Annotated in this window: 26 protein-coding genes; 14 read left to right on the plus strand and 12 right to left on the minus strand. The window is 45.2% G+C overall.

What is annotated here, in order from left to right:
• A complete protein-coding gene (locus FN815_RS03420) occupies positions 1 to 1,701 on the plus strand; it encodes a dipeptidyl-peptidase 3 family protein (protein ID WP_142453206.1) in 1,701 nt (566 codons plus the stop codon).
• Positions 1,702 to 2,323: 622 nt separating this feature from the next.
• On the opposite strand, the gene FN815_RS03425 is transcribed toward FN815_RS03420, so the two are convergent.
• A complete protein-coding gene (locus FN815_RS03425) occupies positions 2,324 to 3,028 on the minus strand; it encodes an HAD family hydrolase (protein WP_142453207.1) in 705 nt (234 codons plus the stop codon).
• A gap of 92 nt (positions 3,029 to 3,120) precedes the next feature.
• Here FN815_RS03425 and FN815_RS03430 point away from each other — a divergent pair, with 92 nt between their 5' ends.
• The 3 genes from FN815_RS03430 to FN815_RS03440 all read left to right on the plus strand — a co-directional run bounded on the left by FN815_RS03430 (position 3,121) and on the right by FN815_RS03440 (position 4,987).
• Positions 3,121 to 3,711, plus strand: a complete 591-nt coding sequence (locus FN815_RS03430) for a LemA family protein (protein WP_142453208.1) — start codon at positions 3,121 to 3,123, stop codon at positions 3,709 to 3,711.
• Between the two features lie 72 nt (positions 3,712 to 3,783).
• Positions 3,784 to 4,242 (plus strand): TPM domain-containing protein, encoded by a 459-nt coding sequence (locus FN815_RS03435; RefSeq protein ID WP_142453209.1) that lies wholly within the window; start codon positions 3,784 to 3,786, stop codon positions 4,240 to 4,242.
• Positions 4,235 to 4,987, plus strand: a complete 753-nt coding sequence (locus FN815_RS03440) for a TPM domain-containing protein (RefSeq protein WP_142453210.1) — start codon at positions 4,235 to 4,237, stop codon at positions 4,985 to 4,987. The genes FN815_RS03435 and FN815_RS03440 overlap by 8 nt, the downstream gene beginning before the upstream one ends.
• Positions 4,988 to 5,191: 204 nt before the next feature.
• On the opposite strand, the gene FN815_RS03445 is transcribed toward FN815_RS03440, so the two are convergent.
• Complete coding sequence (locus FN815_RS03445; RefSeq protein WP_142453211.1) at positions 5,192 to 5,602, minus strand: hypothetical protein; 411 nt, start codon at positions 5,600 to 5,602, stop codon at positions 5,192 to 5,194.
• A 43-nt stretch (positions 5,603 to 5,645) separates the two neighbouring features.
• Between FN815_RS03445 and FN815_RS03450 the strand changes: the two genes are divergently transcribed.
• From FN815_RS03450 to FN815_RS03490, 9 genes are all read left to right on the plus strand, one after another.
• Entirely contained in the window at positions 5,646 to 6,215 is a 570-nt protein-coding gene (locus FN815_RS03450) for a thioredoxin family protein (RefSeq protein ID WP_142453212.1), read from the plus strand.
• 2 nt (positions 6,216 to 6,217) lie between these two features.
• Entirely contained in the window at positions 6,218 to 6,862 is a 645-nt protein-coding gene (gene pdxH, locus FN815_RS03455) for a pyridoxamine 5'-phosphate oxidase (protein ID WP_142453213.1), read from the plus strand.
• 84 nt (positions 6,863 to 6,946) lie between these two features.
• Positions 6,947 to 7,162 (plus strand): hypothetical protein, encoded by a 216-nt coding sequence (locus FN815_RS03460; protein ID WP_142453214.1) that lies wholly within the window; start codon positions 6,947 to 6,949, stop codon positions 7,160 to 7,162.
• On the plus strand, positions 7,141 to 7,533 hold the full coding sequence (locus tag FN815_RS03465; RefSeq protein ID WP_142453215.1) for a type II toxin-antitoxin system VapC family toxin: 393 nt from the start codon (positions 7,141 to 7,143) through the stop codon (positions 7,531 to 7,533). The genes FN815_RS03460 and FN815_RS03465 overlap by 22 nt, the downstream gene beginning before the upstream one ends.
• A 15-nt stretch (positions 7,534 to 7,548) precedes the next feature.
• Positions 7,549 to 8,208: a tRNA (guanosine(46)-N7)-methyltransferase TrmB gene (gene trmB, locus FN815_RS03470; protein ID WP_142453216.1), complete on the plus strand. Its 660-nt coding sequence runs from the start codon at positions 7,549 to 7,551 to the stop codon at positions 8,206 to 8,208.
• Between the two features lie 179 nt (positions 8,209 to 8,387).
• Positions 8,388 to 8,990, plus strand: coding sequence for a TetR/AcrR family transcriptional regulator (locus tag FN815_RS03475; protein WP_142453217.1), 603 nt, complete (start codon positions 8,388 to 8,390; stop codon positions 8,988 to 8,990).
• Between the two features lie 24 nt (positions 8,991 to 9,014).
• A complete protein-coding gene (locus FN815_RS03480; protein WP_142453218.1) occupies positions 9,015 to 11,507 on the plus strand; it encodes an acyl-CoA dehydrogenase in 2,493 nt (830 codons plus the stop codon).
• 370 nt (positions 11,508 to 11,877) lie between these two features.
• Positions 11,878 to 12,351, plus strand: a complete 474-nt coding sequence (locus FN815_RS03485; RefSeq protein ID WP_142453219.1) for an Lrp/AsnC family transcriptional regulator — start codon at positions 11,878 to 11,880, stop codon at positions 12,349 to 12,351.
• Positions 12,335 to 13,549, plus strand: coding sequence for a trans-sulfuration enzyme family protein (locus FN815_RS03490; protein WP_142453220.1), 1,215 nt, complete (start codon positions 12,335 to 12,337; stop codon positions 13,547 to 13,549). The genes FN815_RS03485 and FN815_RS03490 overlap by 17 nt, the downstream gene beginning before the upstream one ends.
• A 130-nt stretch (positions 13,550 to 13,679) precedes the next feature.
• Here the strand turns inward: FN815_RS03490 and FN815_RS03495 are convergent, their stop codons facing one another.
• The 10 genes from FN815_RS03495 to FN815_RS03540 form a co-directional block, all read right to left on the minus strand.
• Positions 13,680 to 14,342, minus strand: a complete 663-nt coding sequence (locus tag FN815_RS03495; protein WP_142453221.1) for a sulfite exporter TauE/SafE family protein — start codon at positions 14,340 to 14,342, stop codon at positions 13,680 to 13,682.
• A gap of 149 nt (positions 14,343 to 14,491) precedes the next feature.
• A complete protein-coding gene (locus tag FN815_RS03500) occupies positions 14,492 to 14,950 on the minus strand; it encodes a FixH family protein (protein WP_142453222.1) in 459 nt (152 codons plus the stop codon).
• Between the two features lie 71 nt (positions 14,951 to 15,021).
• Positions 15,022 to 16,488, minus strand: coding sequence for a cytochrome c oxidase accessory protein CcoG (gene ccoG / locus FN815_RS03505; protein ID WP_142453223.1), 1,467 nt, complete (start codon positions 16,486 to 16,488; stop codon positions 15,022 to 15,024).
• Between the two features lie 530 nt (positions 16,489 to 17,018).
• The gene (locus FN815_RS03510; protein WP_142453224.1) at positions 17,019 to 17,621 is read right to left on the minus strand and encodes a cbb3-type cytochrome c oxidase N-terminal domain-containing protein; all 603 of its coding nucleotides are present in this window, start codon (positions 17,619 to 17,621) and stop codon (positions 17,019 to 17,021) included.
• Entirely contained in the window at positions 17,618 to 17,809 is a 192-nt protein-coding gene (locus FN815_RS03515) for a cbb3-type cytochrome oxidase subunit 3 (protein ID WP_142453225.1), read from the minus strand. The genes FN815_RS03510 and FN815_RS03515 overlap by 4 nt, the downstream gene beginning before the upstream one ends.
• Positions 17,810 to 17,811: 2 nt before the next feature.
• Positions 17,812 to 20,022 (minus strand): cytochrome-c oxidase, cbb3-type subunit I, encoded by a 2,211-nt coding sequence (gene ccoN, locus FN815_RS03520; RefSeq protein ID WP_142453226.1) that lies wholly within the window; start codon positions 20,020 to 20,022, stop codon positions 17,812 to 17,814.
• A complete protein-coding gene (gene ccoS, locus FN815_RS03525; RefSeq protein ID WP_142453227.1) occupies positions 20,023 to 20,211 on the minus strand; it encodes a cbb3-type cytochrome oxidase assembly protein CcoS in 189 nt (62 codons plus the stop codon).
• Entirely contained in the window at positions 20,202 to 22,793 is a 2,592-nt protein-coding gene (locus FN815_RS03530; RefSeq protein WP_142453228.1) for a heavy metal translocating P-type ATPase, read from the minus strand. Before FN815_RS03530 ends, ccoS begins: the two co-directional genes overlap by 10 nt.
• Positions 22,790 to 23,257 carry an RrF2 family transcriptional regulator gene (locus FN815_RS03535; RefSeq protein ID WP_142453229.1) on the minus strand — a complete coding sequence of 156 codons (468 nt, stop codon included), beginning with the start codon at positions 23,255 to 23,257 and terminating at the stop codon, positions 22,790 to 22,792. The genes FN815_RS03530 and FN815_RS03535 overlap by 4 nt, the downstream gene beginning before the upstream one ends.
• 248 nt (positions 23,258 to 23,505) lie before the next feature.
• The gene (locus tag FN815_RS03540) at positions 23,506 to 24,450 is read right to left on the minus strand and encodes a hypothetical protein (RefSeq protein ID WP_142453230.1); all 945 of its coding nucleotides are present in this window, start codon (positions 24,448 to 24,450) and stop codon (positions 23,506 to 23,508) included.
• A 146-nt stretch (positions 24,451 to 24,596) separates the two neighbouring features.
• Between FN815_RS03540 and FN815_RS03545 the strand changes: the two genes are divergently transcribed.
• The gene (locus FN815_RS03545) at positions 24,597 to 25,868 is read left to right on the plus strand and encodes an acetyl-CoA hydrolase/transferase family protein (RefSeq protein WP_185957149.1); all 1,272 of its coding nucleotides are present in this window, start codon (positions 24,597 to 24,599) and stop codon (positions 25,866 to 25,868) included.
• Positions 25,869 to 26,031 lie beyond the last annotated feature (163 nt).

Raw genomic sequence — 26,031 nt, forward strand, 5'->3', positions numbered from 1 at the left:
ATGAAAAACTTTATGGTAAGTAGAACACTTGTTTTATGTGTGATAACCCTCGTAATGGGTGCCTGCTCGGGACAAAATCAGCCCGAACAAAACAGCGATGCAAGTATGAGCATTGACGAGCGCCTGGATCAATACACCCCTTTCACCTTGACGGCCGATGTATCGGAATTGTCGGAAAATCAGAAAAAAATGATCCCTCTTCTGATTGATGCTGCCAAGGAAATGGAAAAAGTATTCTGGAAGCAGGCCTATGGTGACCGTGAGGAATTAATGAGTAACCTGAGTAGAGAAGAACAACAGTTTGCCGCTATCAATTATGGTCCCTGGGACCGCCTGAACGGCAACGAGCCTTTTGTAGAAGGCGTAGGGCCAAAACCGGCCGGCGCAAATTTTTATCCGGTCAATATGACTAAAGACGAATTCGAAGCCTGGGATGCCGAAGACAAAGCAAGCCTCTACACGATGATTCGCAGAGATGAGGATGGAAACCTGGTAAGTATTCCTTACAGCATGGCTTTTCAGGCAGAACATCAGGCCGCCGCAGAGAAACTTCGTGAAGCAGCAAAATTGGCGGAAGATTCGGGATTTAAAGAATACCTGGAACTCCGCGCCGATGCGCTTATGTCGGATGAATACCAGGAAAGCGACTTGGCCTGGATGGATATGAAAAACAATAAAATTGAATTGGTGGTCGGCCCGATCGAAAATTATGAAGACCAGCTGTATGGCTACAAAGCAGCCAATGAAGCTTTTGTATTGATTAAAGATATGGAGTGGAGTGATCGTCTCTCAAAATATGCCGAAGTGCTGCCCGAGTTGCAGGAAGGTCTGCCTGTTCCCGAAGAATACAAATCGGAGACACCCGGTCGGGATTCAGACCTGAATGCCTATGATGCCGTGTATTATGCCGGTGATGCCAATGCGGGTTCCAAAACCATTGCCATCAACCTGCCCAATGACGAAGAGGTACAGCTACAAAAAGGAACACGGCGCTTGCAGCTCAAAAATGCCATGCGCGCCAAGTACGACAAAATCCTGATTCCCATTTCTGAAGTTTTGATTGCGGATGATCAACAGCAATACATCAGTTTTGATGCCTTTTTTGGAAACACCATGTTTCATGAAGTGGCGCATGGGTTAGGAATCAAGAATACCATCACCGGGCAGGGAACAGTTAGGGAGGCGCTACAAAACCATGCTTCTGCTTTGGAAGAAGGTAAAGCCGATGTGCTTGGATTGTACATGGTGCAGTCGTTGCGTGAGAAAGGAATGATTGAAGAGGGTAGCCTGGAAGAAAACTACGTGACCTTCCTGGCCAGTATATTTCGTTCAATCCGTTTTGGATCTTCCAGTGCGCACGGTCGAGCTAACCTGATCCGATTCAATTATTTCCAGGAAATGGGAGCTTTTGATTATGATGAGGAGTCTCGAAGCTACAGCATCAATTTCGACAAAATTGGTCCTGCCGTAGATGCGCTCTCTGAAAAAATCCTGACCTTACAAGGAGACGGCGACTACCAGGCAGTGGATGAATTCGTACAGAAATATGCCGTAGAAACTCCGCAACTAAAAGAATCACTTCAACGGCTTACTGAACAGAATATACCGGTAGATATCACTTTTGAGCAAGGCATAGAAGTACTTGGGTTGCGAGAAGTAAAAGTGGATTCGTTAAATCAACAGAAGAATTCTGAAGAATAGATCTTTCTGACTCTATCTTAAAAGATGATCAATTTGGCCGCAAGCATTTAGTTTGCGGCCTTTTTTTTATAGTGAAAAAACCATCTCATGATTTCGACAAGTTTCTCAGGTGACTAACAACCTGGAAAACTCTTTCCTTGCCTGTCCCGTACCGATAGGTCGGGGAGGAGAGTACGGCTTTAGCCGGGAGTGGTGTTGGTGCCAGAGTATCCCAAAGTCAGGATCGGATAATCCGCCGATCTCTTAAGTCTTGAGCGAGGCAGGATGTAGCAAAAGAAGTGAAAATTTATCGAGTGGTGACTTAAGAGTTACAGCATAAAAAATTATACAATTGAGGGATGCATACTATTCTGCAACCGCCCCCCCGCACGAACACCCTCCGCGTGTTTTGTCAAGCCAAAACCCTGCACCTCCCTCCCCGACCTATCGGTACGGGACAGGCAAGGGAGGACTTTACCAAGCTTGAATTCAATCTCCCAAAATCGAATTCAACATCAGCTGCTTCATACTACCCCAGAAAGTCTCTCCTTGAGGAGAGATCAAACAAAACAGTGGTTCCTGTTTTGTTTGTGAGAGGTGTTGGTACCAAGGTATACCAGAGTTAGCATCCAATAAACAGCAATTAATCCACCCCAAGCGCCTCTAACAACTCCTCAAAATCATCAAAAATAAGATGGGCCAGTTTGTGTCCCTGTTCGATAGGAGTTTTGGTGTACCAGGCGACCTGCCAGTTGGCTTTGGAGCCGCCTACTACATCAGAAGTAAAGGAATCGCCCACATAAAGAATATCTTCCCGGTTAACGCCGGCCAGTTCGGTAGCGTGATCAAAAACTTTGGGGTGTGGTTTCATCTCTCCCACTTCTTCCGAAATGACAATATGGCGGGCCGTATCTTTAAAATTAAAGCGATCTATTTTCAGCCACTGCGTTTCTGCAAAACCGTTGGTGATGATACCCACATCAAATGTATCCGCAATTTTATGGTATGCGTCACGGGCTCCGTCCATCCACTCCCAATGGTTGCGATAGTATTGCATGTACTGCTTGCCGGTGGCCTCATGCTGTTCAGGATCGAGTTTTAATGCCTGCAAAGTTTCTTCAAAACGCCGGCGCTGTAATTCTTCGCGGCCGATTTCTGCCCGGCTATAGGCTTCCCAAAGTCCTTTGTTGATGTGATGATAGGTATCCAATAATTGATTCTCGGATACGCCATCAAAAAAATCAAAATGCCCCAGGATATCCCGAAGCCCGCCCCGTTCTGCCTTTTTGTGATCAAGAAGGGTGTCGTCTAAGTCAAAATAAATGAATTTGGGATTGAGCTGTGACAATGGAACGGTTTTTGATTATTGTTGAAGTGTTTCTAAACAAAAGAACATTACGCTCGTAAGCGGGCACCAAATAAACCACAAAAACTCTACTCATGAAAGCTAAATTTTTGATTATCATCGGAGTGTTAGCGCTCCTTGTTTTTTACGGCATCAGCGTTAATAATAGTTTGATTTCAGCGGAGGAGGAAGTGAACAGCGCCTGGGCACAGGTTGAAAACCAATACCAGCGCCGGGCTGATCTCATCCCCAATTTGGTGAATACCGTTCGCGGTGCAGCCGATTTTGAATCCGAAACGCTGCAGGAGGTAATTGAAGCCCGAAGCCGTGCTACTTCTGTAAACATTGACGCCAATGACCTTAGTAATCCACAGGCCTTTCAACAATTTCAGGAAGCTCAGGGGCAGTTAAGTGGTGCCCTTTCCCGTTTATTGGTAACGGTTGAACGCTATCCACAGCTGCAGGCCAACCAAAACTTTCGTGATTTGCAGGCTCAGCTTGAAGGTACAGAAAACCGTATCTCAACCGAGCGTATGCGCTTTAACGAAGCCGCTCAGGCATACAATACCCGAATACGACGATTTCCTGCCAGCATAATTGCTTCAATCGGTGGCTTTGAGCAGAAGGAGTACTTCCAGGCTGAACAAGGCGCCGAGCAAGCTCCGGAAGTTGATTTCAGTAATTAATTTGTATTAGCTGGCCTGTCAGTTTCAAAAACTGACAGGTCTTTTTTTATTTAGTTTTAGCCCCTGAAAATTATGGCAAAATTTCTTACACAGGAACAAGAAGAACGCATTGTGGAAGCAATCAGTCAGGCTGAGGAAGCTACTTCTGGCGAGATACGCATCCATATAGAAAAAAACTGTAAAGCAGAATCACCCATCGAGCGGGCCAAAGAAGTTTTTGCCGAGCTGAACATGCATGAAACCGAATTCCGAAATGGGGTGATCGTCTATATTGCATGGAAGGATAAGAAAGTAGCCATTTGGGGTGATGAAGGGATTCACACCAAAGTAGGCCAACAGTTTTGGGAAGAAGAGTTAAAGCTGATACTGAAATACTTTAAAGCCGGAGATTATGAAACCGGTCTGTCTGAAGTAGCCCTTCAAATCGGGCAAAAACTAAAAGAGAACTTCCCATACGAGCAAAAAGGAGCAACCAATGAGCTATCCGATGACATCAGCTACAACCCCGAAGACAAGGAGAGTGATGCGTAGATTTTTAAGCCTGATATTTTTTCTGTGCATTAGTGTAGCGGGTTTTTCCCAGGATTTCTTGCCAGAAAAGCCTGTGGGAATGGTCAATGATTTTGCCGATATGCTCTCCTCCTCAGAAGAGCAACGGCTGGAAAGCAAACTGAGAGGATATCGGGATACTACCACCAATGTAATAGCTATCGCAACCCTGGAAAGTCTTGAAGGTTATAGCGAAGAAGAAATTGCTACTACGCTTTTCAGTAAATGGCGCATGTGGGAGGGGGAAAGGGATAACGGCGTATTGATCCTGGTATCAGAACAGGACCGCAGAATGCAAATTGAGGTGGGTTATGGCTTGGAAGGCGCGATCCCTGATGCTATGGCAAACCGGGTGTATGCGGATATTTTGGTGCCCAACTTTAGACAAGGCGACTTTTATGGAGGCTTAGATCAGGCCACCGATGTACTGATGCAGCTGGCGGCAGGAGAATATGAAGGCATGCCCAGTGAATCAGTAAGTGAAGGAGGTATTCCCATTGATGTGATCATAATCTTTATAATCCTGGTCATTTTTCTGATATCAAAAGGCAAGGGCGGTAAAGGCGGTCGACGGCATTCGCTTGGTTCCAGCGGCATCATCTTTTTTGGTGGTGGCTTTGGAGGCGGCGGAGGCGGTTCCTTCGGTGGAGGGGGAAGTGGTTTTGGCGGCTTCTCCGGTGGTGGCGGTTTTGGCTCCGGCGGCGGTGGTGCCGGCGGGGGCTGGTAAACCATGATTTTATGCCAGTAGGACGGGTAGATTTACACGTCCCTGCAAAAAAAAGCCACGGTGAGTGATAGAAACTTTGGTCGGGCAAACTAGCCCAACCTACGCAAAAGTTGGCATTAGCAAATTTTCTATAGATCGATAGACCGATATGTGATGGACGATTTATTCCGGATTCACTCTATTACCATATTACTATATCATCGATCATTCCTCTCCAACCGGCAGTAGCTGTACCTTACTCTCAGTAGGATCGTACTGAATCATCATGTTCCTTCCTTCATCTTCGTCAAAGAATTTGATAGAAACCTCTTGATTGAACTCGATTTCATCAATCTCTGAGGGTTTTATCATCAGGGGTTCCAGTAGTTTTTGATCCAGGCCATACATGGTTTTGAGTTCTTCATTTAAGAAGTCCATGTATTCCAGCTTCAAACTTCCTTCACGTAGATAAGTTATGATGAGCGAGTAGGCTACCTGGCCGGCGTACTTAAAGCGCTCCTGTAATTGTGAATTAAGTTTACGGACATCTTGTTGTCTAGCATAGAAGTAAAACTTCAATGCTTTCTCAAACAAAATTTTGTCCCTTTCATTCAATATCTTTGTGGTTGTATCCATGCATTGAAGTTAACATCTTAAAAAACAAAATATCAGGAGCATTATGTCAGCAACACCTTCAACCATGTTGGAATTAGGTACTCAGGCCCCGGATTTCAAATTGCCCAGCGTAAATGGTGGCGAATTGTCGCTTAATTACGCAAGCCAAAGCAAGGGTTTTGTAGTGATGTTTATCTGCAATCATTGCCCCTATGTACTTCATATAGAAGACGAACTGGTAAACGTAGCCAACGAATATATAGCTAAGGGAATAGGTTTTATAGCCATTAGTTCAAACGATGTGGAAAATTACCCTGAAGACAGTCCGGAAAAAATGGCTCAAAAAAATTATCCATTTCCATATTTATTTGATGAATCGCAGGAAGTAGCCAAAGATTATAACGCTGCTTGTACACCAGACATTTTTGTGTTTAACAAAGACAGGGAGTTGGTTTATCGCGGACAGTTTGACGACAGCCGGCCCAAAAACGATAAGCCGGTAACCGGCAAGGATCTCAGAACAGCGCTGGATGCTGTGCTGGAAGGGAAAACCATCCCCGAAGAAAAACAAATACCCAGCATAGGGTGCAACATTAAATGGAAACCCGGCAACGAACCGGATTATTTTGGCTGATTATGACCACTAAAAATCTGCAAGCACTGCGTCAGGAATATTCGAAGCATGCCCTGGATGAATCAGATGTCGACGCTAATCCCATTCATCAATTTGAATCATGGCTAACCGAGGCGCTGGAGTCTCAAGTGCCAGAACCTAACGCCATGACCTTGGCCACCGTTGATGCTAAAAGCAAGCCGCATGCCCGCATCATGCTATTAAAAGGCGTGGATGAAAGGGGATTCATTTTTTACACCAATTACGGGAGTGACAAAGGCAGTGATTTGGAAAGTAATCCCAATGCAGCTCTTTGTTTCTTATGGCTGGAATTGGAACGCCAGGTGCGTGTAGAAGGACTAATCGAAAAGCTTCCTCGTGAAGAAAGTAAAGAATATTTTCATTCGCGGCCTCATGCCAGTCAGTTAGGCGCGCTGGCTTCTAATCAGAGTGAGGTGGTTGAAAACCGTGAATATCTTGAAAAGAAAATAGAAAGCTTAGAAGGTGAATACGCGGAAGGAGAAGTCCCCATGCCAGATACATGGGGCGGGTATGTGCTCAAACCCACGGCTGTTGAATTCTGGCAGGGGCGCCGAAGTCGTTTGCATGACCGTGTAAAATATGAGCGGGCCGGAGATGATTGGATCATTAAGCGGCTGTCTCCGTGAGCTATCCCTCATGATGGTGTGAATTGAAAAGGTATTTTATTACTTTTGTTTTATAGCAGATAAAACTGACTCAATTGTACCGATATGGAAAAAATAATTGTAGAAATAACGGATAAGAGGGCATACAAGATCCTTCGAGAACTTGAAGAGCTAAAGATTTTGAAGGTTGGTAAAAAAACTAAGGATAAGAAACAGAGACTCTCCAAAAAGTATGCCGGTATATTACCCTCAAAGCTTGCTGAAGATATGAGTAGAGATATAGAGAATAGTAGGAAAGAATGGGAGAATCGGGATTCTTAATAGATAGTAATGCAGTTATAGATTATTTGGGAAATAATCTTCCCAACTATGGGATGAACTTTATGAATGAAGTAATCGATCAAATTCCCAATTTATCTGTAATTACCAAGATTGAGGTGCTAGGGTATAACGCTCCTCCGAAACACTATAGCATTTTATCTGAATTTATGAACGATTCAAATATTTTAGAGCTATCTGAAGAAGTTGTAAATCACTGTATAGAAATTAGAAAAACGTATTCTATTAAGTTACCAGATGCTATTATTGCCGCTACAGCTTTGACACATGATTTAAGTTTGATTACAAGGAATATGCAGGATTTTGAAAAAATACCTGAGTTAAATATTCTGAATCCCCATTTGAATTTGTAAGTATTGTTAGTTTAAATGCCCAAGATAAAAAAAGAACGTATGGAAGAGCTGCCGAAGCTCAACAATACGTTGGTGTACACACAGTTTGATGAAGATAATCCTGCTCCAAAAGGAGAATGGAGCGAAAAGGTGTTTGATAATGAGAATCCAATTTTTCTCGAGTTGGCTTGCGGCAAAGGAGAGTATTCTATTGGACTTGGAAAATTGCATCCTGAGAACAATTACATTGGTTTAGATATTAAAGGAAACCGATTGTGGAAAGGGGCCAAGAGAGCTTTAAAGCAGGAATTAGATAATGTTCGCTATTTTCGTTGCTTCATAGATCACCTTCCGCAGTTTTTTGGAAAAGAAGAAATAGCTGGTGCCTGGATTGTCTTTCCTGATCCCTACCTAAAGAAAGAACGAAAACGGCTTACCTCTCCTAAATTTCTCAAAACCTACCGAAAAGTGATGAAGCCGGATGCTGTACTCAACCTAAAAACCGACAGCACCGAACTCTACGAATATACCAAAGAAGTAATACAGCAAGAAGGACTGGAGTTATTGGATGACGAGCCTAATGTGCACAAAAACCGTCCGGATGATCCCCGTTTATCCATCAAAACCTATTACGAGAAAATGCACCTCGAAAAGGGCAAAACCATCAAATTCCTTTCTTTTCGGTTGAATCCCTGATATCTATTCCAGATTACAAATTGAAGATTCCAGATTTCTGCATCTTCAGAGTATCGCTTGCCTATCAAATGCATAAAACACTATATCACCATATCAACTCATCACTATATCCCATCTTGACTTTCCCATTTTAATGATTAAATTAGGAGCAGTTAACACTGTTAACCTAATTATGAAGAATGAGTGAAGTTGAAATTCCGCTGCGAGACAAAATCCTGGATATCAGCCGGGATTTGTTGTTTGAGGAAGGTTATAAAGCCCTGTCAATGCGGAAAATTGCACGAAAAGCCAATGTTACGGCTACTAGTATTTACTTGTATTTCGAGAATAAAGACCACCTGCTACATACATTGATTGAGGAATCGGTTGAGGAGTTGAGTGTTTTTATTGAGGAAAGGGCACTCCCCCAAAAAGAGCCTCTGGCTCGCTTTGAAGCTATCATTGATGGTTATGTGGACTTTGCCGTACACTTTCCTGAAAAATATGAAGTAATCTACATGGTGCGTCCCGATGCGATGGCGCGGTATCCCAAAGAAAAATTTCGCAAAGCACGGCGTTGCTATGAACTGTTGGTAGAAACCATTCAGGATGGTATCAGCCATGGAGTGATGGACGTCGATAAACCAGTAACGGCGGCCTATTCAATATGGGCACAATTACACGGCATCGTATCGGTTGTACACAACAAGCGCCTGGATAGTCGCGTCGACAGCGAACAATTCATTCAGGATTCAGTTGAACATGTTATACAAGGTTTCTTAACGCGTGCCAGTGTTACATAACTCTTTACCCTAACGGAGATTATTATGGAGACAATAATGGAATATCTTGGATTTTTTAGTGATATCCCGCTCTGGGCTTCTATTGGCTCAGCGGTAGTTTTAATGTTGATACTTGGCTACACCGGTGCACCACTTTGGCTCTGGGCCATTGCAGGTTATGCGGGTTTGGTTGGTTTAAATGCCCCTGGTTGGCTGTTTATAGCATATACTGTATTGGTGGTGGTATTTAATATAAAACCCATTCGTCGTGCAGTGGTTAGTAGCCCAATCATGAAGCTGCTGGATGCTATAAACTTTCTCCCCAAAATTTCTGAAACCGAGCAAACCGCCATCGAAGCCGGGAATGTATGGGTGGAAGGAGAACTGTTTTCTGGTCATCCGGATATGAAGCGCATCCTCAACGAATCTTATCCTGAGTTGAATGAGGAAGAACAAGCTTTTTTAGATGGTCCCGTGGAAGCGCTTTGCAACATGGTAACTGACTGGGATGTGATGGTACGCAAAGGCTTCACCGACGAGGTGTGGGAGTTTATGCGGGATAAAAAATTCTTTGGGTTGATCATCCCGAAAAAATATGGCGGACTTGAATTTTCCGCCACGGCACACAGCGCGATTGTGGCTAAACTGGCCTCCCGTTGTGGTCCGTTGGCCACTACGGTGATGGTGCCCAATTCTCTGGGACCGGCTGAACTTTTGCTCCACTATGGGACGGACGAACAAAAAGACCATTATTTACCAAAATTGGCCACCGGGGAAGAAATGCCCTGTTTCGGTCTCACAGAACCTAATGCCGGTTCAGATGCAGGTAGCATGCGTTCAGAAGGCGTGGTGTTTAAAGGAGGTGACGGGGAGCTATATCTCCGCCTGAATTTTGAGAAACGATACATCACCCTTGCGGCTATTTCTACGGTGATAGGGTTGGCTTTCAATCTAAAAGATCCCGAGCACCTGATTGGGGAAGAAGAAAACCGGGGCATTACCTGTGCATTGATTCCTTCTGAAACCGAAGGCGTAGAGCTGGGCCGCCGCCATGATCCGCTTGGAATTCCATTTTACAATTGCCCGATTAACGGGAAAGATGTAGTGGTTCCGCTGGATGCTATCATAGGCGGAAAAGATGGGGCCGGAAACGGATGGCGCATGTTGATGGAATCGCTGGCTGTGGGACGTGGTATTTCTCTGCCGGCCCAAAGCGTGGGTGGAGCCAAAGTGGCAACACGGGCCATTGGCGCCTACACGGCTATCCGCAAACAGTTCGGCTTGAATATCGGGAAGTTTGAAGGTATTGAAGAGCCTATGGCTCGTATCGGCGGCTACACCTACCTGATGGAGGCCGCCCGGCGCTATACCACGGGCGGATTAGACAGCGGTCAAAAACCGGCTGTGGTGACCGCTATCGCCAAATATAACTTCACCGAGCTGGGCCGCGAAATTGTAAATGATGCGATGGATGTTGTTGGCGGGGCAGGTATTTCCCGCGGTCCGCGAAATATTTTTTCAAGCAGCTATACCGCCATGCCCATCGCTATAACGGTGGAGGGTGCTAATATCCTTACAAGAACATTGATGATATTTGGGCAGGGAGCTATACGCTGTCATCCCTATGCATACAATGAAATTGATGCCCTGATGAACAAGGACGCAAAGAAGTTTGATGATAACTTCTGGAGTCACATCGGGCATATCATCAACAACAAAGTACGTGCTTTTCTATTGAGTATTACCCGTGGAAGGCTGGCAAGCTCCCCGGTCAGTGGTCCGGCTGCCAAGTATTTTCGGAAACTGGCCTGGGCTTCGGCTTCTTTTGCATTCTTCACAGATATCGCGCTGGGCTCTTATGGTGGTGCGCTCAAAATGAAGGAAAAGATAGCCGGACGTTATGCCGATGTACTTAGTCATTTATACCTGGCTTCCAGTACACTAAAACGCTTTGAAGCGGAAGGTCGCCGGGAAGCTGATCGTCCCTATTTTGAGTGGGCGATGGAGTATAATTTCTGGAGAATACAGCAGGCCTTTGAAGGCATCTTGCGGGAAATCAAAGTGCCCGGCCTTTCCTGGGCTTTCCGCCTGGCAGGTCTTTGGGGAAGATTGAATCCTATTGGTACCTACCCATCCGACAAGCTTGGACATAAAGTAGCACAGGCCATGCAAACCCGCGGCGAAGATCGCGATCATATCACGGCCGGTATGTTTCATCCTCAGGATAAAGAATCAGCTATTGGTCGCTACGAGCATACGATGGAACTGGTTGAAAAGGCTTGGCCTGCATTTAAGAAGCTGTATAAAGCTATCAAAGCGAAAGAGCTGCCCAAAGAGCCTTACCTGGAAATCGCAGACCTGGCAGTAGAAAAAGGCATTCTCTCCAAAGAAGAGGGAGAGCTGGTGAAAGAAACAGAAGAAGCCCGCAACGATGCCATCCAGGTAGATGAATTTACGCTGGAGGAGTATTTGCACGAAACGCCCAAGGCTCCTCTTGGTGATGGAAAGCGCAAAGCTCCCAAGGCTGCGTTAACCTAAGTCTGATGTAACATCAGGATTAGTTTGGTATATGTCCAAACCCCGTGAATGGATAGTTCACGGGGTTTTTTGTTTTTGGGGTGATAAGAGGTCTGCTTTGTGATGGTTACTCGCACAATCCAATCAAGAAAAACTCAAAGTTCTGTGTACTCTATGTCAATATTAGACTACCTACATATTTGATATTAGAACAAAACTCTAAATGAGTTCGATGAAACTAACCGGTTTGGTTTATTCGTCTACAAAAACATCTTATGTAGAATATTATTCTTTTAATAACATAAAAAGTAATATTAAGGTCTGTAATATTTAAATTCACAGCATATTTAGTTATAATAATTATAGCCTTTCAGATTTGGGTGGATACAAAATGCTTGATAGAACCGATCGAAAAATAATTCAGTTGCTTCAAAAAGAAGGCCGTCTCTCTAACAAAGAGCTGGCAGAACGCATTGGTTTGACCACAACACCGACACTGGAACGTGTCCGCCGTTTAGAGAGGGAAGGCATCATTGAGGGCTACGGAGCGCGTGTAAATAAAGAAGCCATCGGCAGGGGGTTTGTAGCTATGGTGAGTGTAACCTTAAAAGTGCACCAGCTGAACCTGCTGGAAGAGTTTACTTCTGCTATTCAGGAAATCCCAGAAATACTGGCTTGCTACCATACTACCGGTGAGGGCGATTTTTTGCTGCATGTAGTAGCAAAAGATACCAAAGACTACGAGCAACTGATGCGCAACAAGCTTACTACGCTGCCCGATGTTGAGCGCTTGCATACCAGCATTGTGCTAAACACCATTAAAGAACAATCTCCAATTCCCGTTTATCATGAAGACGAAAACTAAACCTACCTTCGCATCAGCCGCCATTCACGGCGGAAAAGGAAAACCGGATCAGTATGGAGCTCATACTTCGCCGATTTACCAGACCTCCACCTTTGTGTTTAAGGATGTAGAGTCTGGAGCCAAGGCTTTTCAACATGAAGAGGGCGGGGCGAGTCATATTTATTCACGCATCGGGAATCCAACGGTGGAAGAGTTGGAACGGGCAATTTGTGCATTAGAAACCTATTACGTAGATGAACCGGAGGCATATACCGGCATGGCTTTTGGTAGCGGGATGGCCGCTATTTCTACAGGCATCATCAGCTTAGCCAAAGAAGGACATATCATTGCCCAAAATGATTTGTATGGATGTACCTCGCAATTTTTAAAGGAAGAAGCTCCGGGTATGGGCATGTCGGTTTCTTTTGTGGATACATCGGATGTTTTCTTGGTGGAGCTGGAGCTAAAAAAGCATCCAGAAACCAAGTTAATTTATTTGGAAAGCGTGGCCAATCCTACCCTGAAAATATCAGATATCCGCGCTATTGCACAGCTGGCTGAAAACCACGGCGCTTTGCTAATGGTGGATAACACTTTTGCTACGCCCTATCACATCCAGCCGTTGGAGCTGGGTGCCCATGTGGTGGTACACTCTACTACCAAGTATTTGGGTGGACACGGAAGTATCGTGGGTGGAGCATTGGTTGCCAGGAAGGAGTTATTGGAAGAAAAGGGGACATTTCTATATCGCAAGAACCTCGGGGGCATTGCCGGGCCTATGGATGCATGGCTGACTACCAATGGGATTAAAACCCTGCCGTTGCGTATGAAACAGCATAACGAAAATGCTATGGAAATTGCCCGTTGGCTTGAAAATCATCCTAAAGTAGATCATGTATTTTATCCGGGACTGGATTCTCATCCGCAGCATAAATTGGCTTCATCCGTAATGCGCAATGGGTTTGGAGGGATGATTTCTTTTGAGCTCACCGGTGGGTATCAGGCCGGGGTATCACTGATGAATAAAGTAGAGTTGTGCACCCTGGCAGTAAGTCTTGGCTCGGTAGATACGCTGATTCAGCATCCTGCATCCATGACGCATGCCGTTGTGGATGAGGAAATCAAAAAAGCAGCGGGAATTACAGAAGGACTTGTTCGCCTGTCAGTAGGTATTGAAGGGGTAGAAGACATCATCACCGATCTGGAACAGGCATTGTAGTTGAATTAACGGATAGTTCAAAAAGCTACATTTCTGACATACGGCTATCTCTGCACAGGCAGGGATCTCGTTGTTACTGAAGAGTGAGCTGTAGATAGTTGGAAAATTTTTTACATCGAACAGATCTTATTTACCCGTGATGCATACCGCCGCCGGTCATCATCACCCCGCGCCAGATCAATAGCAGGCCGATTACAATGGCGAAGTAAGTGGTAAAGGGGCGGAGTCTGGATCTCAATTTGGGAGATATGAAGCCTGGTGCCATATTCATGAGAAGCATGACGGGGAGGGTGCCCAAACCAAACAAAGCCATATAGATGCTACTGTGTAATGCGGTATCAGTGACCAAGGCAACAGCCAGAGCGGTTACTACCAAGCCGCAGGGAAGAAAGCCATTCAACAAACCAATCAGGAATGATGAAGAAAGTGAACGTTCTTTAAAAAGAGTTGATATCCCTGAACTGATGAGAGACTGAAACTTGGCATAGGTGTCTCTGAGTTTGCCGGGAAGTTTGATATTTGGGAAGATGGCAAAAAACACAATGAGTATCCCTAAAATAATAGAAAGAACATTTTGATACCCGGCTACAGCGGCTCCCATGCCCAGTATTCCCAAGCCAAAGCCCAAAAATGCGTAGGTAAAAATGCGCCCTGTGTTATACAACAAGCCTCTTGTAAACATGGCCGTGGGCGAGTGATCATCCCCCGGGATACTGAGTGCAATGGGGCCACACATGCCAATGCAGTGCAAGCTGCCCAACAATCCTAAGGTAAATCCAGTCCAAAGTTCCATAATTTTCTAACCGCTAAGGGCGCAAAGAGCACAATGGCTTTGCAGGTTTAGATTTAAAACGATGCCTTGTGCAAGCGTCTCGCTTGTACCAGTAGTTGGTTCCAGATCCGTACATCATTTAGGAGTAAGTACCAGAACCTTTGTTTCCATTATATAAAAATGTTCTTTTGGTCGATGTAGGTCAGCGAATCCTGTTTCCATTCTAGCGTAAGCTTCCACCGGCCTTCTTCAAAATCGCCTACAGGGATAAACTGCTGTCCATTTTCATCTAGTTGTAACTTAAAGCGTTTATCCAAGCCGGAATCATTGGGGCGATAGAAAGTAACGGAGCCGTCTAATGAATCGGCACGAAGTTCTTCCGGGAAGGTGATTTTGATGGACACTGATGGCTCATCAAATAAAATCAGAACCTGTTTTTCCAGGTTTCGCGCATTTTGAATGCCATCGATGGTTTCCTGGTATTCTACTCCTTCCTCGTAATGGTTCTCGGAAACGAGGTAAAATTCCAGGCTAATGAGATAACTCACCGTACTTAAGGTTGCCAATACAAATACCACAATGGCCAGCGTAATGCCGGTTCCCCAGTTAAATTTATCTTTGATACTCATGATCTAATGGTCGATGTTTTTTGAAAATATTTGTTTTGATTTGAAACAACTAAGCTTCTATGACAAAATGATTACTGATTACTGGTTGCAGGACCCAAAAATCCGGATGTTACTGTCTCAAGCTTTTCATCCCCGGAATAAATGCCGAAGCTGAGCGCTGTTTGAGATCCTTCCAATACCGAATCGGCTAACTGAACCATAAAGCGTCCTTCTGCCGAGTTTTGCGCCTGTATGCTGGTAATGCTTCCAAGCGATACGATCTCTCCACGCGGACTTTCCAGCCGAATATCAACCGGCATTTCCTTAAAGGTTTTGTTGAGCATTTTGATGTTATAAATATTGCTATAGCGATTATCGGGAAGCTCCTGATACAAGGTGCCGGGTTCGCGTAAAATAGTGGTTTCGGTATCGGGACGTAGTGTTAACAGGGTGACAAAGGTTGTAAACAGTATTAACAGAATACCGGAGTAACCAGCTACGCGTGGCGTCAATACCTTTTGTTTACCTTCGCGAATAGCCTCTTCTGATGAATACCGAATAAGGCCGCGCGGTTTGTCAATTTTATCCATGACGGAATCACAGGCATCAATGCAGGCGGTACAGTGTATACATTCCAGCTGGGTGCCGTTGCGGATGTCAATTCCCATAGGACATACTTTAACGCATTGGTAACAGTCGATACAATCCCCGAACTCGGTGTCGGAGCTAAAACCAAGATCTTCAAGGGTAGCCTTTCGGTTTTCAAGTTTAAAGCGGTCTTTTACACTGGCCCGTTCTTCCCCCCGCACATAGTCATACATTACGTTGATGGAGTTATTATCAAGCATCACAGACTGCATACGGCCATAAGGGCAAACAAAGTGGCACACCTGTTCTCTCATAAAAGCAAACACGCCGTAAAACACGCCGCTAAACACGATCATGGCACTAAGCCCGCCAATGTGTTCGGATGGAGGATCGGTGATGATTTCAAACAACTGATTTTTGCCAATAATGTAGGCCAGAAACAGGTTGGAGATCAGGAAGGCCATGCCATAGAAGATGGCATGTTTACTCACTTTTTTGGTGATTTTTTCCAGGTTCCAGTCTTGTTTGTTGAGCCGGATTTGTGCCGCGGCATCACCTTCTATCCAATATTCAACCCGCCTGAATACCATTTCCATGAAGATGGTTTGTGGGCAAGCCCAGCCACACCAAAGCCGGCCAAATACGACGGTAAACAGCACCACAAAGATGATGAAGGTCAACATCCCAAACAAAAGCAGATGCAGGTCTTGCGGCCAAAAAGCGACCCCAAAAATCACAAACTTTCGTTCAATGATATTCAGTAGCAAAAGCGGGTTTCCGTTGATGGTTATAAACGGGCCACTAAAAAAGAATGCCAGCAATAGCACAGCCACAACATTACGGGCTTTGTAATGTCTGCCGCTGGGTTTTTTAGGATAAATCCAGTTGCGTTTTCCTTCTTCGTTGACCGTAGACAGGTGGTCGCGAAAGCTCTGTTGGTCGATGCGTCGTTCTTCTTCTAAATTTGCCATTTTACTCTAATTGGCTGACGGAAGCTTTAGTTATGGACCAAAGTATCCTGTGTTAATAAAAAATATCTCTTGATTGCTTTGTGCGTTCTTTCTGGTGTTGAACGGAACCATACAGGATCGCCGTTTTCAGCAGGACCCTTTCTCTGTCTCTTTCCCTAACGCCCAAGGGCGCCAGGGCAAGAGGACTTTTTACTTAATTACGATGTAGCTAAAGAACATTCTCCCTTTGAAGGGAGTACAGCTTTAGCCGGGAGAGGTGTTGGATGTTGAATTTGCAATATCAATGAATCCAACATTTAACCACCCCTCAATCCCCTCCGGGGAGGGAAAGCTTGCGGTAGTGATGACCGAGGTACTTGTTAAAGTGCTGAGTTCTTTATCCTTTCAAAGCACAAAGCACAAAGCACAAAGCACAAAGCACAAAGCACAAAGCACAAAGCACAAAGCACAAAGCACAAAGCACAAAGCACAAAGCACAAAGCACAAAGCACAAAGCACAAAGCACAAAGCACACTAAATCACCATATCACCTACAAGCTACAGGGTTCCGCTCGCGGATCGGGAGCTTTGGCTCCGGCCGGATTTGTGCCCTGAACCGAAGCAATGTAGCTGATCAGGCTTTGCACTTTCTCATCAGATAAACGGGCACCACTTCCGTAGGCGATCATGCCGCGGTCGGGATATCCGTTTATGATGCTGCTTGCCACGTCTTCAGGTGTACAACCATGAATCCAGAGGTCGTCCGTCAGGTTAGGGCCAACCATGCCTTCAGCGTTTTGGCCGTGGCAGGTGTAGCACAGATTGCCGTTACTCATATAGATTTCACGGCCTTCTTCAATGCGGGCCTGATCTTCAAGAAAAGCCCAGGTGAAGTCAGAGGCTTTGGTTTCGCCTCCCTCTCCACCTTCAGGCTGAAGGTTATATTGCTCGGCAGCGTCTGCCATTTCTTGCTCGTAGAGCTCTTCCTGCGTAGGTCCGCCGAGCATGTAATAATACACCATATACCCTACGCCCCAGGCAATGGTGAAGTAAAACAGCCACAGCCACCATACCGGCATATGGTTGTCTAATTCCTTGATGCCGTCATAATCGTGATCCAGCAACAGATCTTTTTCGTCGTCAAATACTTTCATTGGTTTGAATGTTTGAAATTCATGTTGTCATCGTCTTCAAGGGGAAGGTGAGCAGCATCGTCCCAGTGGTGTTTTCCTTTCACCATCAGGTAAATGATCAATCCCACAAAAAATCCAAAAAACAGGATCAATGAGATGCTTGGGTAGATGCCGATGTCTTCCATGGCGCGTAAAACGTATTTATACATGGTTATTCAGCCTCCGCTTGCTGTGGTTTAAAGTTGGCCTGAATGCGATCGCTGGATGGCAATGCTTCCCAGGGGTTTTCATTCCCTTTGATGTCGATACCCAGACGTTGCATGTAGGCAATGATGGCAATAATCTTTTTGTCGGAGGTGATTTGGATGCCTTCGATTTCATCAAAACCATTTTGTCGAAGTCCGGCCACAATGTCGTCGGCCTGGGCTTCCAGGTCACGTAGTGCAATCTCTTCGTAACCTTCCACATACGGTACACCCACAGATCGCAGTGCATTGATGCGGTTCGGGATGGTTTCCTTGTCCATATCCTGGGTAAACAGCCATGGATACGCAGGCATGATAGACCCGGGCGAAGTGGAAGTAGGATCGTACATGTGGCGCACGTGCCAGCTATCCGGATACTTCCCGCCAATGCGGTGTAAATCAGGACCGGTACGTTTGGAGCCCCAGAGGAAGGGGTGATCGTACACAAATTCACCGGCCTTGGAGTATTCGCCGTAGCGCTCGGTTTCAGAGCGGAACGGCCGAATCATCTGCGAGTGACAGTTATTACAGCCCTCAGCGATGTAAATATCACGCCCTTCAACTTCTAATGGCGTATATGGCTTCACACTGGCAATGGTTGGTACGTTAGAATCAACCAGTGCGGTGGGCACGTACTCAATCACCCCGCCAATAAGAATTACGACCAGGGTAAGAGCAGTAAATTGCAGGGGACGAGATTCCAGGCGTCGGTGCCATTTTTCTTTGGTTCCGGCTGCCGGATCGATAATAGCTTGTGCTTCGTCTTCTTCATCCTTGACAAAGGATCCTTGTCGAGCCGTGTAAATCAGGTTAATAGCACCAATTACGGCACCAATGATGAACAAGGTTCCGCCGATGGCACGCAGTCCATACATGGGGATGATCTGTGTCACTGTTTCCAGGAAGTTGGGATACTGAAGCAGACCTTCAGAAGTAAATTCTTTCCACATCAGGCTTTGCGTGATGCCGCCCCAGTACATGGGAATGACGTAGAAAATAGCCCCCATGGTAGCAAACCAAAAGTGTACGTTGGCCAGCTTCACGGAATAAAGTTTGGTTTTGTAAATGCGTGGAGTGATGTAATACAGCATCGCAAAGGTTAAACCGCCGTTCCACAGTAGCGCACCGTTGTGTACGTGACCGATAATGTAATCGGAGTAGTGGGCAATGGCGTTTACGTTAGCGATGGAGAGCATCGGCCCCTCAAAGGTTACCATACCGTAGGCGGTAACACCAACCACCAGGAATTTCAGCACGGGATCTTCGCGCACACGGTCCCAGGCTCCACGAAGCGTGAGTAAGCCGTTGAGCATACCGCCCCAACTCGGAGCAATCAGCATAATACTGAACACGGTACCCAGGGCTTGTGCCCATCCGGGAAGTGCAGTATACAGCAAGTGGTGAGGTCCGGCCCAAATGTAGATGAAAATCAATGACCAAAAGTGAACAATAGACAGCCGGTAAGAGAAAATAGGCCGGTTAGCGGCCTTCGGGATGAAGTAGTACATAATCCCCAAAAACGGTGTGGTAAGGAAAAAAGCCACCGCATTGTGTCCGTACCACCACTGTACCAGGGCATCCTGAATACCCGCATAAATGGGATAACTTTTCAGGAGGGTGGCTGGTACCTCAAAGGAGTTTACCACGTGTAAAACGGCCACGGTCACAAAAGTAGCAATGTAGAACCAGATGGCTACATACAGGTGTTTTTCCCGGCGCTTCAGGATGGTCATAATCATATTCAACCCAAAAACCACCCAAATAATAGTGATGGCAATATCAATAGGCCATTCCAGTTCGGCATATTCTTTACTGGTGTTGATGCCAAAAGGCAGTGTCAAAACTGCCGATACGATGATGGCTTGCCACCCCCAAAAGTGCAGTTGGCTTAATTTTTGGCTCCACATAGGGGTTTTACATAGCCGGGGCAGCGAGTAATACACGCCGTAGAAAATGGCATTCCCTGCAAAAGCGAAAATAACCGCGTTGGTGTGCAGAGGACGCAAGCGCCCGTAGCTGAGTTCTGGTATGAAGCCGAGAAAATCCGGCCAGATAAGTTTTAGGGCAATAGTAAGCCCAACGATAAAGCCGATGAGACCCCACAAGACCGTGGCCACCCCGAATTTCCGGACAATATCGTTATCGTAATGAAAGGTTTCTAAAGTTGATGAAGACATTTATTCATCCCGATGTTTTTGGTTGTTGTTTGATTCTTTTTTTGAAGCTTTTTTGTCGTCGAACAGCACGCGCATAGAGGGAGTGTATTGATCGTCAAACTGACCGGATTTAACCGCCCAGAAAAACAGTCCCAAGAAAATGAGGGCTACCATCAGGCTGAAGCCAATAAGCAGGTACATCACTTCCATATAGCGAGTCCTCCTTTGCGTGCAAAAAATCGTGTGGTAACAAATGTAAACACCATCACACTGATGGAACTTAGCGGCATCAATATGGCGGCTACCAGAGGCGAAAGTTGTCCCGTGATGGCAAAGCCTAAACCGATGGTGTTATACAACAGAGAAAGCACAAAACTTGCCATGATGATTTTCATAGAGGCTTTGCTGAAATCAATAAAATCGTTGAGTTTAGAAAGGGAATCTCCTTCCAGTATGGCATCACAAGCCGGGGCAAAAGAGCTCACATCATCGGCCAGGGCAATCCCAAAATCCGCTTTTTTTAAGGCTCCCGCATCATTCAGTCCGTCGCCTACCATAATAACCTGCTCGCCATTTTTTTGTAATTGAGTAATAAAAGCCAGCTTCTCCTCCGGTTTCTGATTGAACAGAAGGGAACCATTAGATCCAAAATAATCACTGAAGGCCGACTTCTGCGCTTCGTTATCCCCGGAAAGCAGGTACGTGTTAAATGTTTCTTTGATGGAAGCCAGAAGATTATGAATTCCGTCACGAATACCTGCTTCAATCCCAAAAAATCCGCGATACTCTCCGTTGATCGAAAGATGTACCGTGGAGCCGTTGAATTCGTTTTGGGGAATATTCTCTAAGCTGAGAGCGGCTTGATCCACAAGAAATGCTTTGGAGCCCAGGCAAATAAGTGTTCCTTCTACTTCTGCAAAAATGCCCTTGCCGGGAATTTCCTCAAAAGAAGATATTTCTGCCCGGTCATTGCGAGGAGCATCATTATTTGAAGCAGGACTCGAAAGGCTTTCGACGAAGCAATCTCCCTGATTACGCCCGGCTGCCATTGCAGGCAGATTGCCATGTGATTTGCTCGTTTCACTCGCTGAATCCCTCGCAATGACGGTCGTTAGGTAGTTTGCCACTTTCCGGCTCAAGGGATGTATGGAGTTCTTACAGGCCGATTTGACCCATATTTGTTCCTGGGCCGACAATTCTCCTCCAATAAATTTCACTTCGGCGGCCTCATTTTCGGTAAGGGTACCGGTTTTATCAAATACAATAGAGGAAGCTTTGGAGAGATTTTCCAGCAGCAGGTGATTCTTGACAAACAGTCCGTTTAGCGAAAGCACATTAAGGGCCGAACCCAATGTAAACGGGGTAGAAAGCGCCAGGGCACAAGGGCAGGCTATAATTAATACCGCCGTAAAAACGGAGAGAGCCGTTTCCATGCCGGCCGTTTCCAGCCAGTACAAGCCAGAGAAAAAGGCAATGCCCAAAACCGAAATCGTAAAGTAAGGACTGATTTTATCGGCAAAAGTGGTCAGCTTCAGCTCCTTGTCATTGTTTTGGAAAGCTTCATGGTTCCATAACTTAGTGAGGTAGCTGTTGGTAACTTTCTCTTCTGTTTTAAGCAGGGCTGCATTTCCGATTAAGCGTCCACCCGCAAAAACCCGTTCTCCTTTTTTCACCGTAACGGGCTCAGATTCTCCGGTGATAAAACTGTAATCCAAAAAGGCCTCGTCGGAAATCAGAGTAGAATCACAAGGAACGAGTTCCTGATTTCGTAAACGCATTTGCTTGCCGGGCTCCAGCTTATCCAGTGAAACGGAATATTCCTCGCCGTTATCATTCAAAACATTAACCGCAATCGGGAGGTATGAGCGGTAATCCCTGTCAAAAGAAAGTCGGTTAAAGGTTTTTTGCTGTACCAGTTTCCCGATCAACAAAAAGAAAATGAGCCCGGTGAAAGAATCCATGTAGCCGGTGCCGGTCAGGGTCACAATCTCGTACACGCTTTGGCTAAAAAGGGCCACGATGCCAATGGAAATAGGGACATCAAGGTTTACCCCGCGCTGACTCAAAGCCGCAAAGGCTGATTTCAAATAATCACTGCTGCTGTACACCAACACGGGAATAGCCAGGATGATATTCAAAGCGCCAAAAAGGAGATGAAAATTGCCCCCCAGTCCGCTGCCGGTGGTATCCAGGTAATCCGGAAAGCTAAATAGCATGATGTTGCCAAAGGCAAAACCGGCCACACCCATTTTAAGCCACAGCGAGCGGTTTCGGTGCGCTTTTTCCGATTTGGCATCCAACTTATCCATCCGGATTTCTGGCTCGTAGCCAATCGTAACCAGCTGCTCTACTACATCCCGCAACGTGGTTTTATCGCTATCAATCAACAGCGAAAGTTCACGTTTTAAGAAGTTGACCGAGCTTTGGAGTACACCTGGATCTAATTTCTGAAGGTTTTCAAGCAACCACACGCAGGATGTACAATGAATATTGGGGATGTATAAAGTAAGAGAGAGTTTATTGGCGTCACGGAAGTCCGTGATTCGGTTAATGACTTCCTCATCCTCCAGGTAATCGAAACGCGCCCGGTGTTTGGTATTTTTCAGGTTGATGCCCGGATTGGCGTCAAGGTCATAATAGGAACAGAGTCCGCTTTTATCCAGAATTTGATAGGCGGCCTTGCATCCGCTGCAACAAAAAGCTTTGTCGTCAAAAAACACGGATTCTTCTGCACACTCCTCCCCACAGTGATAGCAAACATGAGATGATATGGCTGCTTTCGTGGTTTTCATGAGTTAAATGAAGGGGCTCCGTTGGAAAATTGCAAACGCAGATCAAACCATTTCTGGGTCATATTCTCATCAACTTGGGCAAAGGTTGTCTCCTGTAGCCATTTTTCGATTTTCTTGCGCTCTACAGACCAAAAGGCATGAAAGGGGCAAGGCTCAATGTGTCCGCAGCCTTCGATCCCCATAAAACATTTATCAAAAAACTCGGTGCCATCGATGGCGGCAATTACATCCATCATGGTTATTTGGTCGATTGACTTGGCCAGATATACTCCGCCATTCAGTCCGCGCTGAGACTTCAGGATGCCAGGCTCTTTCAATTTCGCCAATACCTGAGAGAGATATGCCGTCGGGCAATTCAATGACTTAGACAGATGCGAAGCCGAAACGGCACCATCTTCAGTATGCTTGGAAATGGCAATAATCGCCGATATGGCGTACTGCGCACCTTGTGATATCAACCTCATAGCCTGGTTTTTAATCAGATATTCATATTCTAATATAGATATTAGATTTTAAGGAGAATTATAAGCAGAAGCAATGAAATGGCAGAATTTTTATGCATTTGGGAGAGATTAATATTACCCATTAGCCCTCAATTAATTAGGCAAGTATATAGAAAGGATAGTTGGTGTACTTCTCACACCCTAAGAGCATGATTTATCTTCTGAAGGGATAAGGCGGTGCGGAGAAATTATAAACCAATTTTTTACCGCTAAGGAATTACTTCAAAGGATGCAGAGCTCGAGAATTCTGGGGTAACAGGAAGTATACACGCTCCAAACCGATCTTTTCCCATACAGAGTAAATAATTAAAGCGATACGTGCCTGGGGTTTCACTTAACCATGAAACCGGTAGAAAAGGAGCTCTATCTTCAGCAATACTTTCACCTGGGTCTAATCTTAGAGAGGAAGGAAAACCATCAAAGACAAACCACCTGCCCGAAATACCATTAACCCCGGAAATCCATCCTCTATCAACCGTGTAACGCTGAAATTCTACAATGGATGATGACATTTCTATGGGGAAATCTGAATGATTGGTAATATTTGTCCCAATACCCTCGCTGGAACTTAATTCTACAAGCGTATCAGTAATTGAAATTTCAAGATCGATATTTTCATATTTAGGGCTGATATCTGTAAGAGGTATATCAAGTGGTTTGATCTGAAATTCATTGGACAGAATATCCACTTTATCAACAGAGGGGCACTCATCGGATACGTTTTCCAAACAGGCATTTACTTTAATGCGATAGGTGCCTGCACCTTGTAATCCATTTATGCGAGAGAAAATTCGTGAAGCAATTATAGAATCACCGGGTTGAACGGGATTTACGTAATAATATTCGCTGGGTTCTACCTCGTTCCAGTTATCATCAATTTTCTTTTCTATCAGGGTTTCGTCTGAAGAATTTGTGTAAATAGGCTTATCACTGTTATTGACCAACGAATAAAAAACTCCGGAGTCGAAATCCAGGTAGTAAACTTCTTGGTTTAAGGTAATAGAAATCTGATCACTTAATTTGTTATCTCCATTATTGCTGTTACCAGAAATAATATTGCATGAATAAAAAGACAGGGAACTCAATAAAGCTAAGATGAACACGCATATTTTTTTCATATCTGACCTACCGACCTGTTTGAAGTATACATTCAAAATATATTTTCTTCATTTACAGTCAATCGCAAATTATACCAACTGCCGGGCTTTAGTTTTGGGGGATGTTAAAAGATTGGCACGCTTAAAAAAATATTCACAATGGATAGCTATCATCCATCAACCAAACATTTAATGAGAGTATAATGAGCAAATATAAAACGGCAGAAGAAGCAGTAAAGGTCATTAAATCGGGTGACCGTGTGTATGTACACGGGATATCGGCAAACCCGGTTCAATTATTAAACGCGATGGTTGACCGGCACAGCGAACTTAAAAATGTAGAACTCATTCACCTGCATACTGAAGGCCCTGCGCCTTATGCTGATGAAAAATATCGGGACAGCTTTTTTGTAAACGCAATGTTTGTTGGGGCCAATGTTCGCAAGGCAGTGAACGAAGGGCGTGGTGATTATATCCCGATTTTCTTAAGTGAAACGCCCCGTTTATTTAGAAACGGAATTCTGCCGCTGGATGTGGCATTGGTCAACGTATCTCCCCCGGACATGCATGGCTATTGCTCGCTTGGAGTATCTGTAGATAATGCGGCGGCAGCCGTTCAATCGGCCAAGCATGTGATTGCCCAGGTAAACCCGCATATGCCCCGAACCCATGGAGATGGCTTGGTTCATGTAGACCAAATAGATTCTCTGGTAAAAGTAGATGATCCCCTGCCGGAACAGTTTGCTCCAGAACCAGACGATGCTGAGCTGCAAATCGGGAAATATTGCGCCAGTTTGATTGAAGACGGAGCTACCATGCAGATGGGTATTGGCGCCATCCCCAATGCCGTTTTAGCCAGCCTGACCAATCATAAAAACCTTGGCGTACATACCGAAATGTTTTCTGACGGTGTGATTGAACTGGTTGAAAAAGGAATAATTAACGGTCTGAATAAAAAAATTCACCCTGGTAAAGTAGTGAGCGGTTTTGTGATGGGGACCCGAAAAACCTACGATTATATAGATGATAACCCCTCCGTAGCTATGCTGGATATTGGTTATATCAACGATACGGCGGTGATTCGAAGAAATCCCAAAGTAACCGCTATTAACAGTGCGGTAGAGATTGATATTACCGGTCAGGTTTGTGCCGATTCCATTGGTACTTATCATTACTCAGGAGTGGGTGGGCAAATGGACTTCATCCGTGGTGCAGCTCTTTCAGAAGGCGGAAAGCCCATTATCGCTCTGCCTTCCACCACCCGAAAAGGCATTAGCCGAATTGTACCCTTCCTGAAACAGGGAGCCGGCGTAGTGACTACCCGTGCACACGTTCATTATATAGTAACGGAATTTGGTATTGCCAACTTGTACGGCAAAAACCTGAGCCAGCGTGCCAAAGCCCTGGTAGAAATTGCACACCCCGATCACCGGGAAGAATTGGACAAAGCCGTATTCGAACGCTTTGGAAAATAGCTAAGCAGTTTATAGTACTTGGTTGTACAACATAGAGTGAGAGCACGGTTCATTTGGGCCGTGCTTTTTTTATGGCGATTTCTGAGTAGAACTATATAGCATTGATTCTAAAATAGGTTGCTAACTGCTCGTTCCACACGCTCCGCGTTGTAACGTATGGTTA

This window comes from Gracilimonas mengyeensis, assembly GCF_900182705.1.
In the GTDB taxonomy this organism is placed as follows: domain Bacteria; phylum Bacteroidota; class Rhodothermia; order Balneolales; family Balneolaceae; genus Gracilimonas; species Gracilimonas mengyeensis.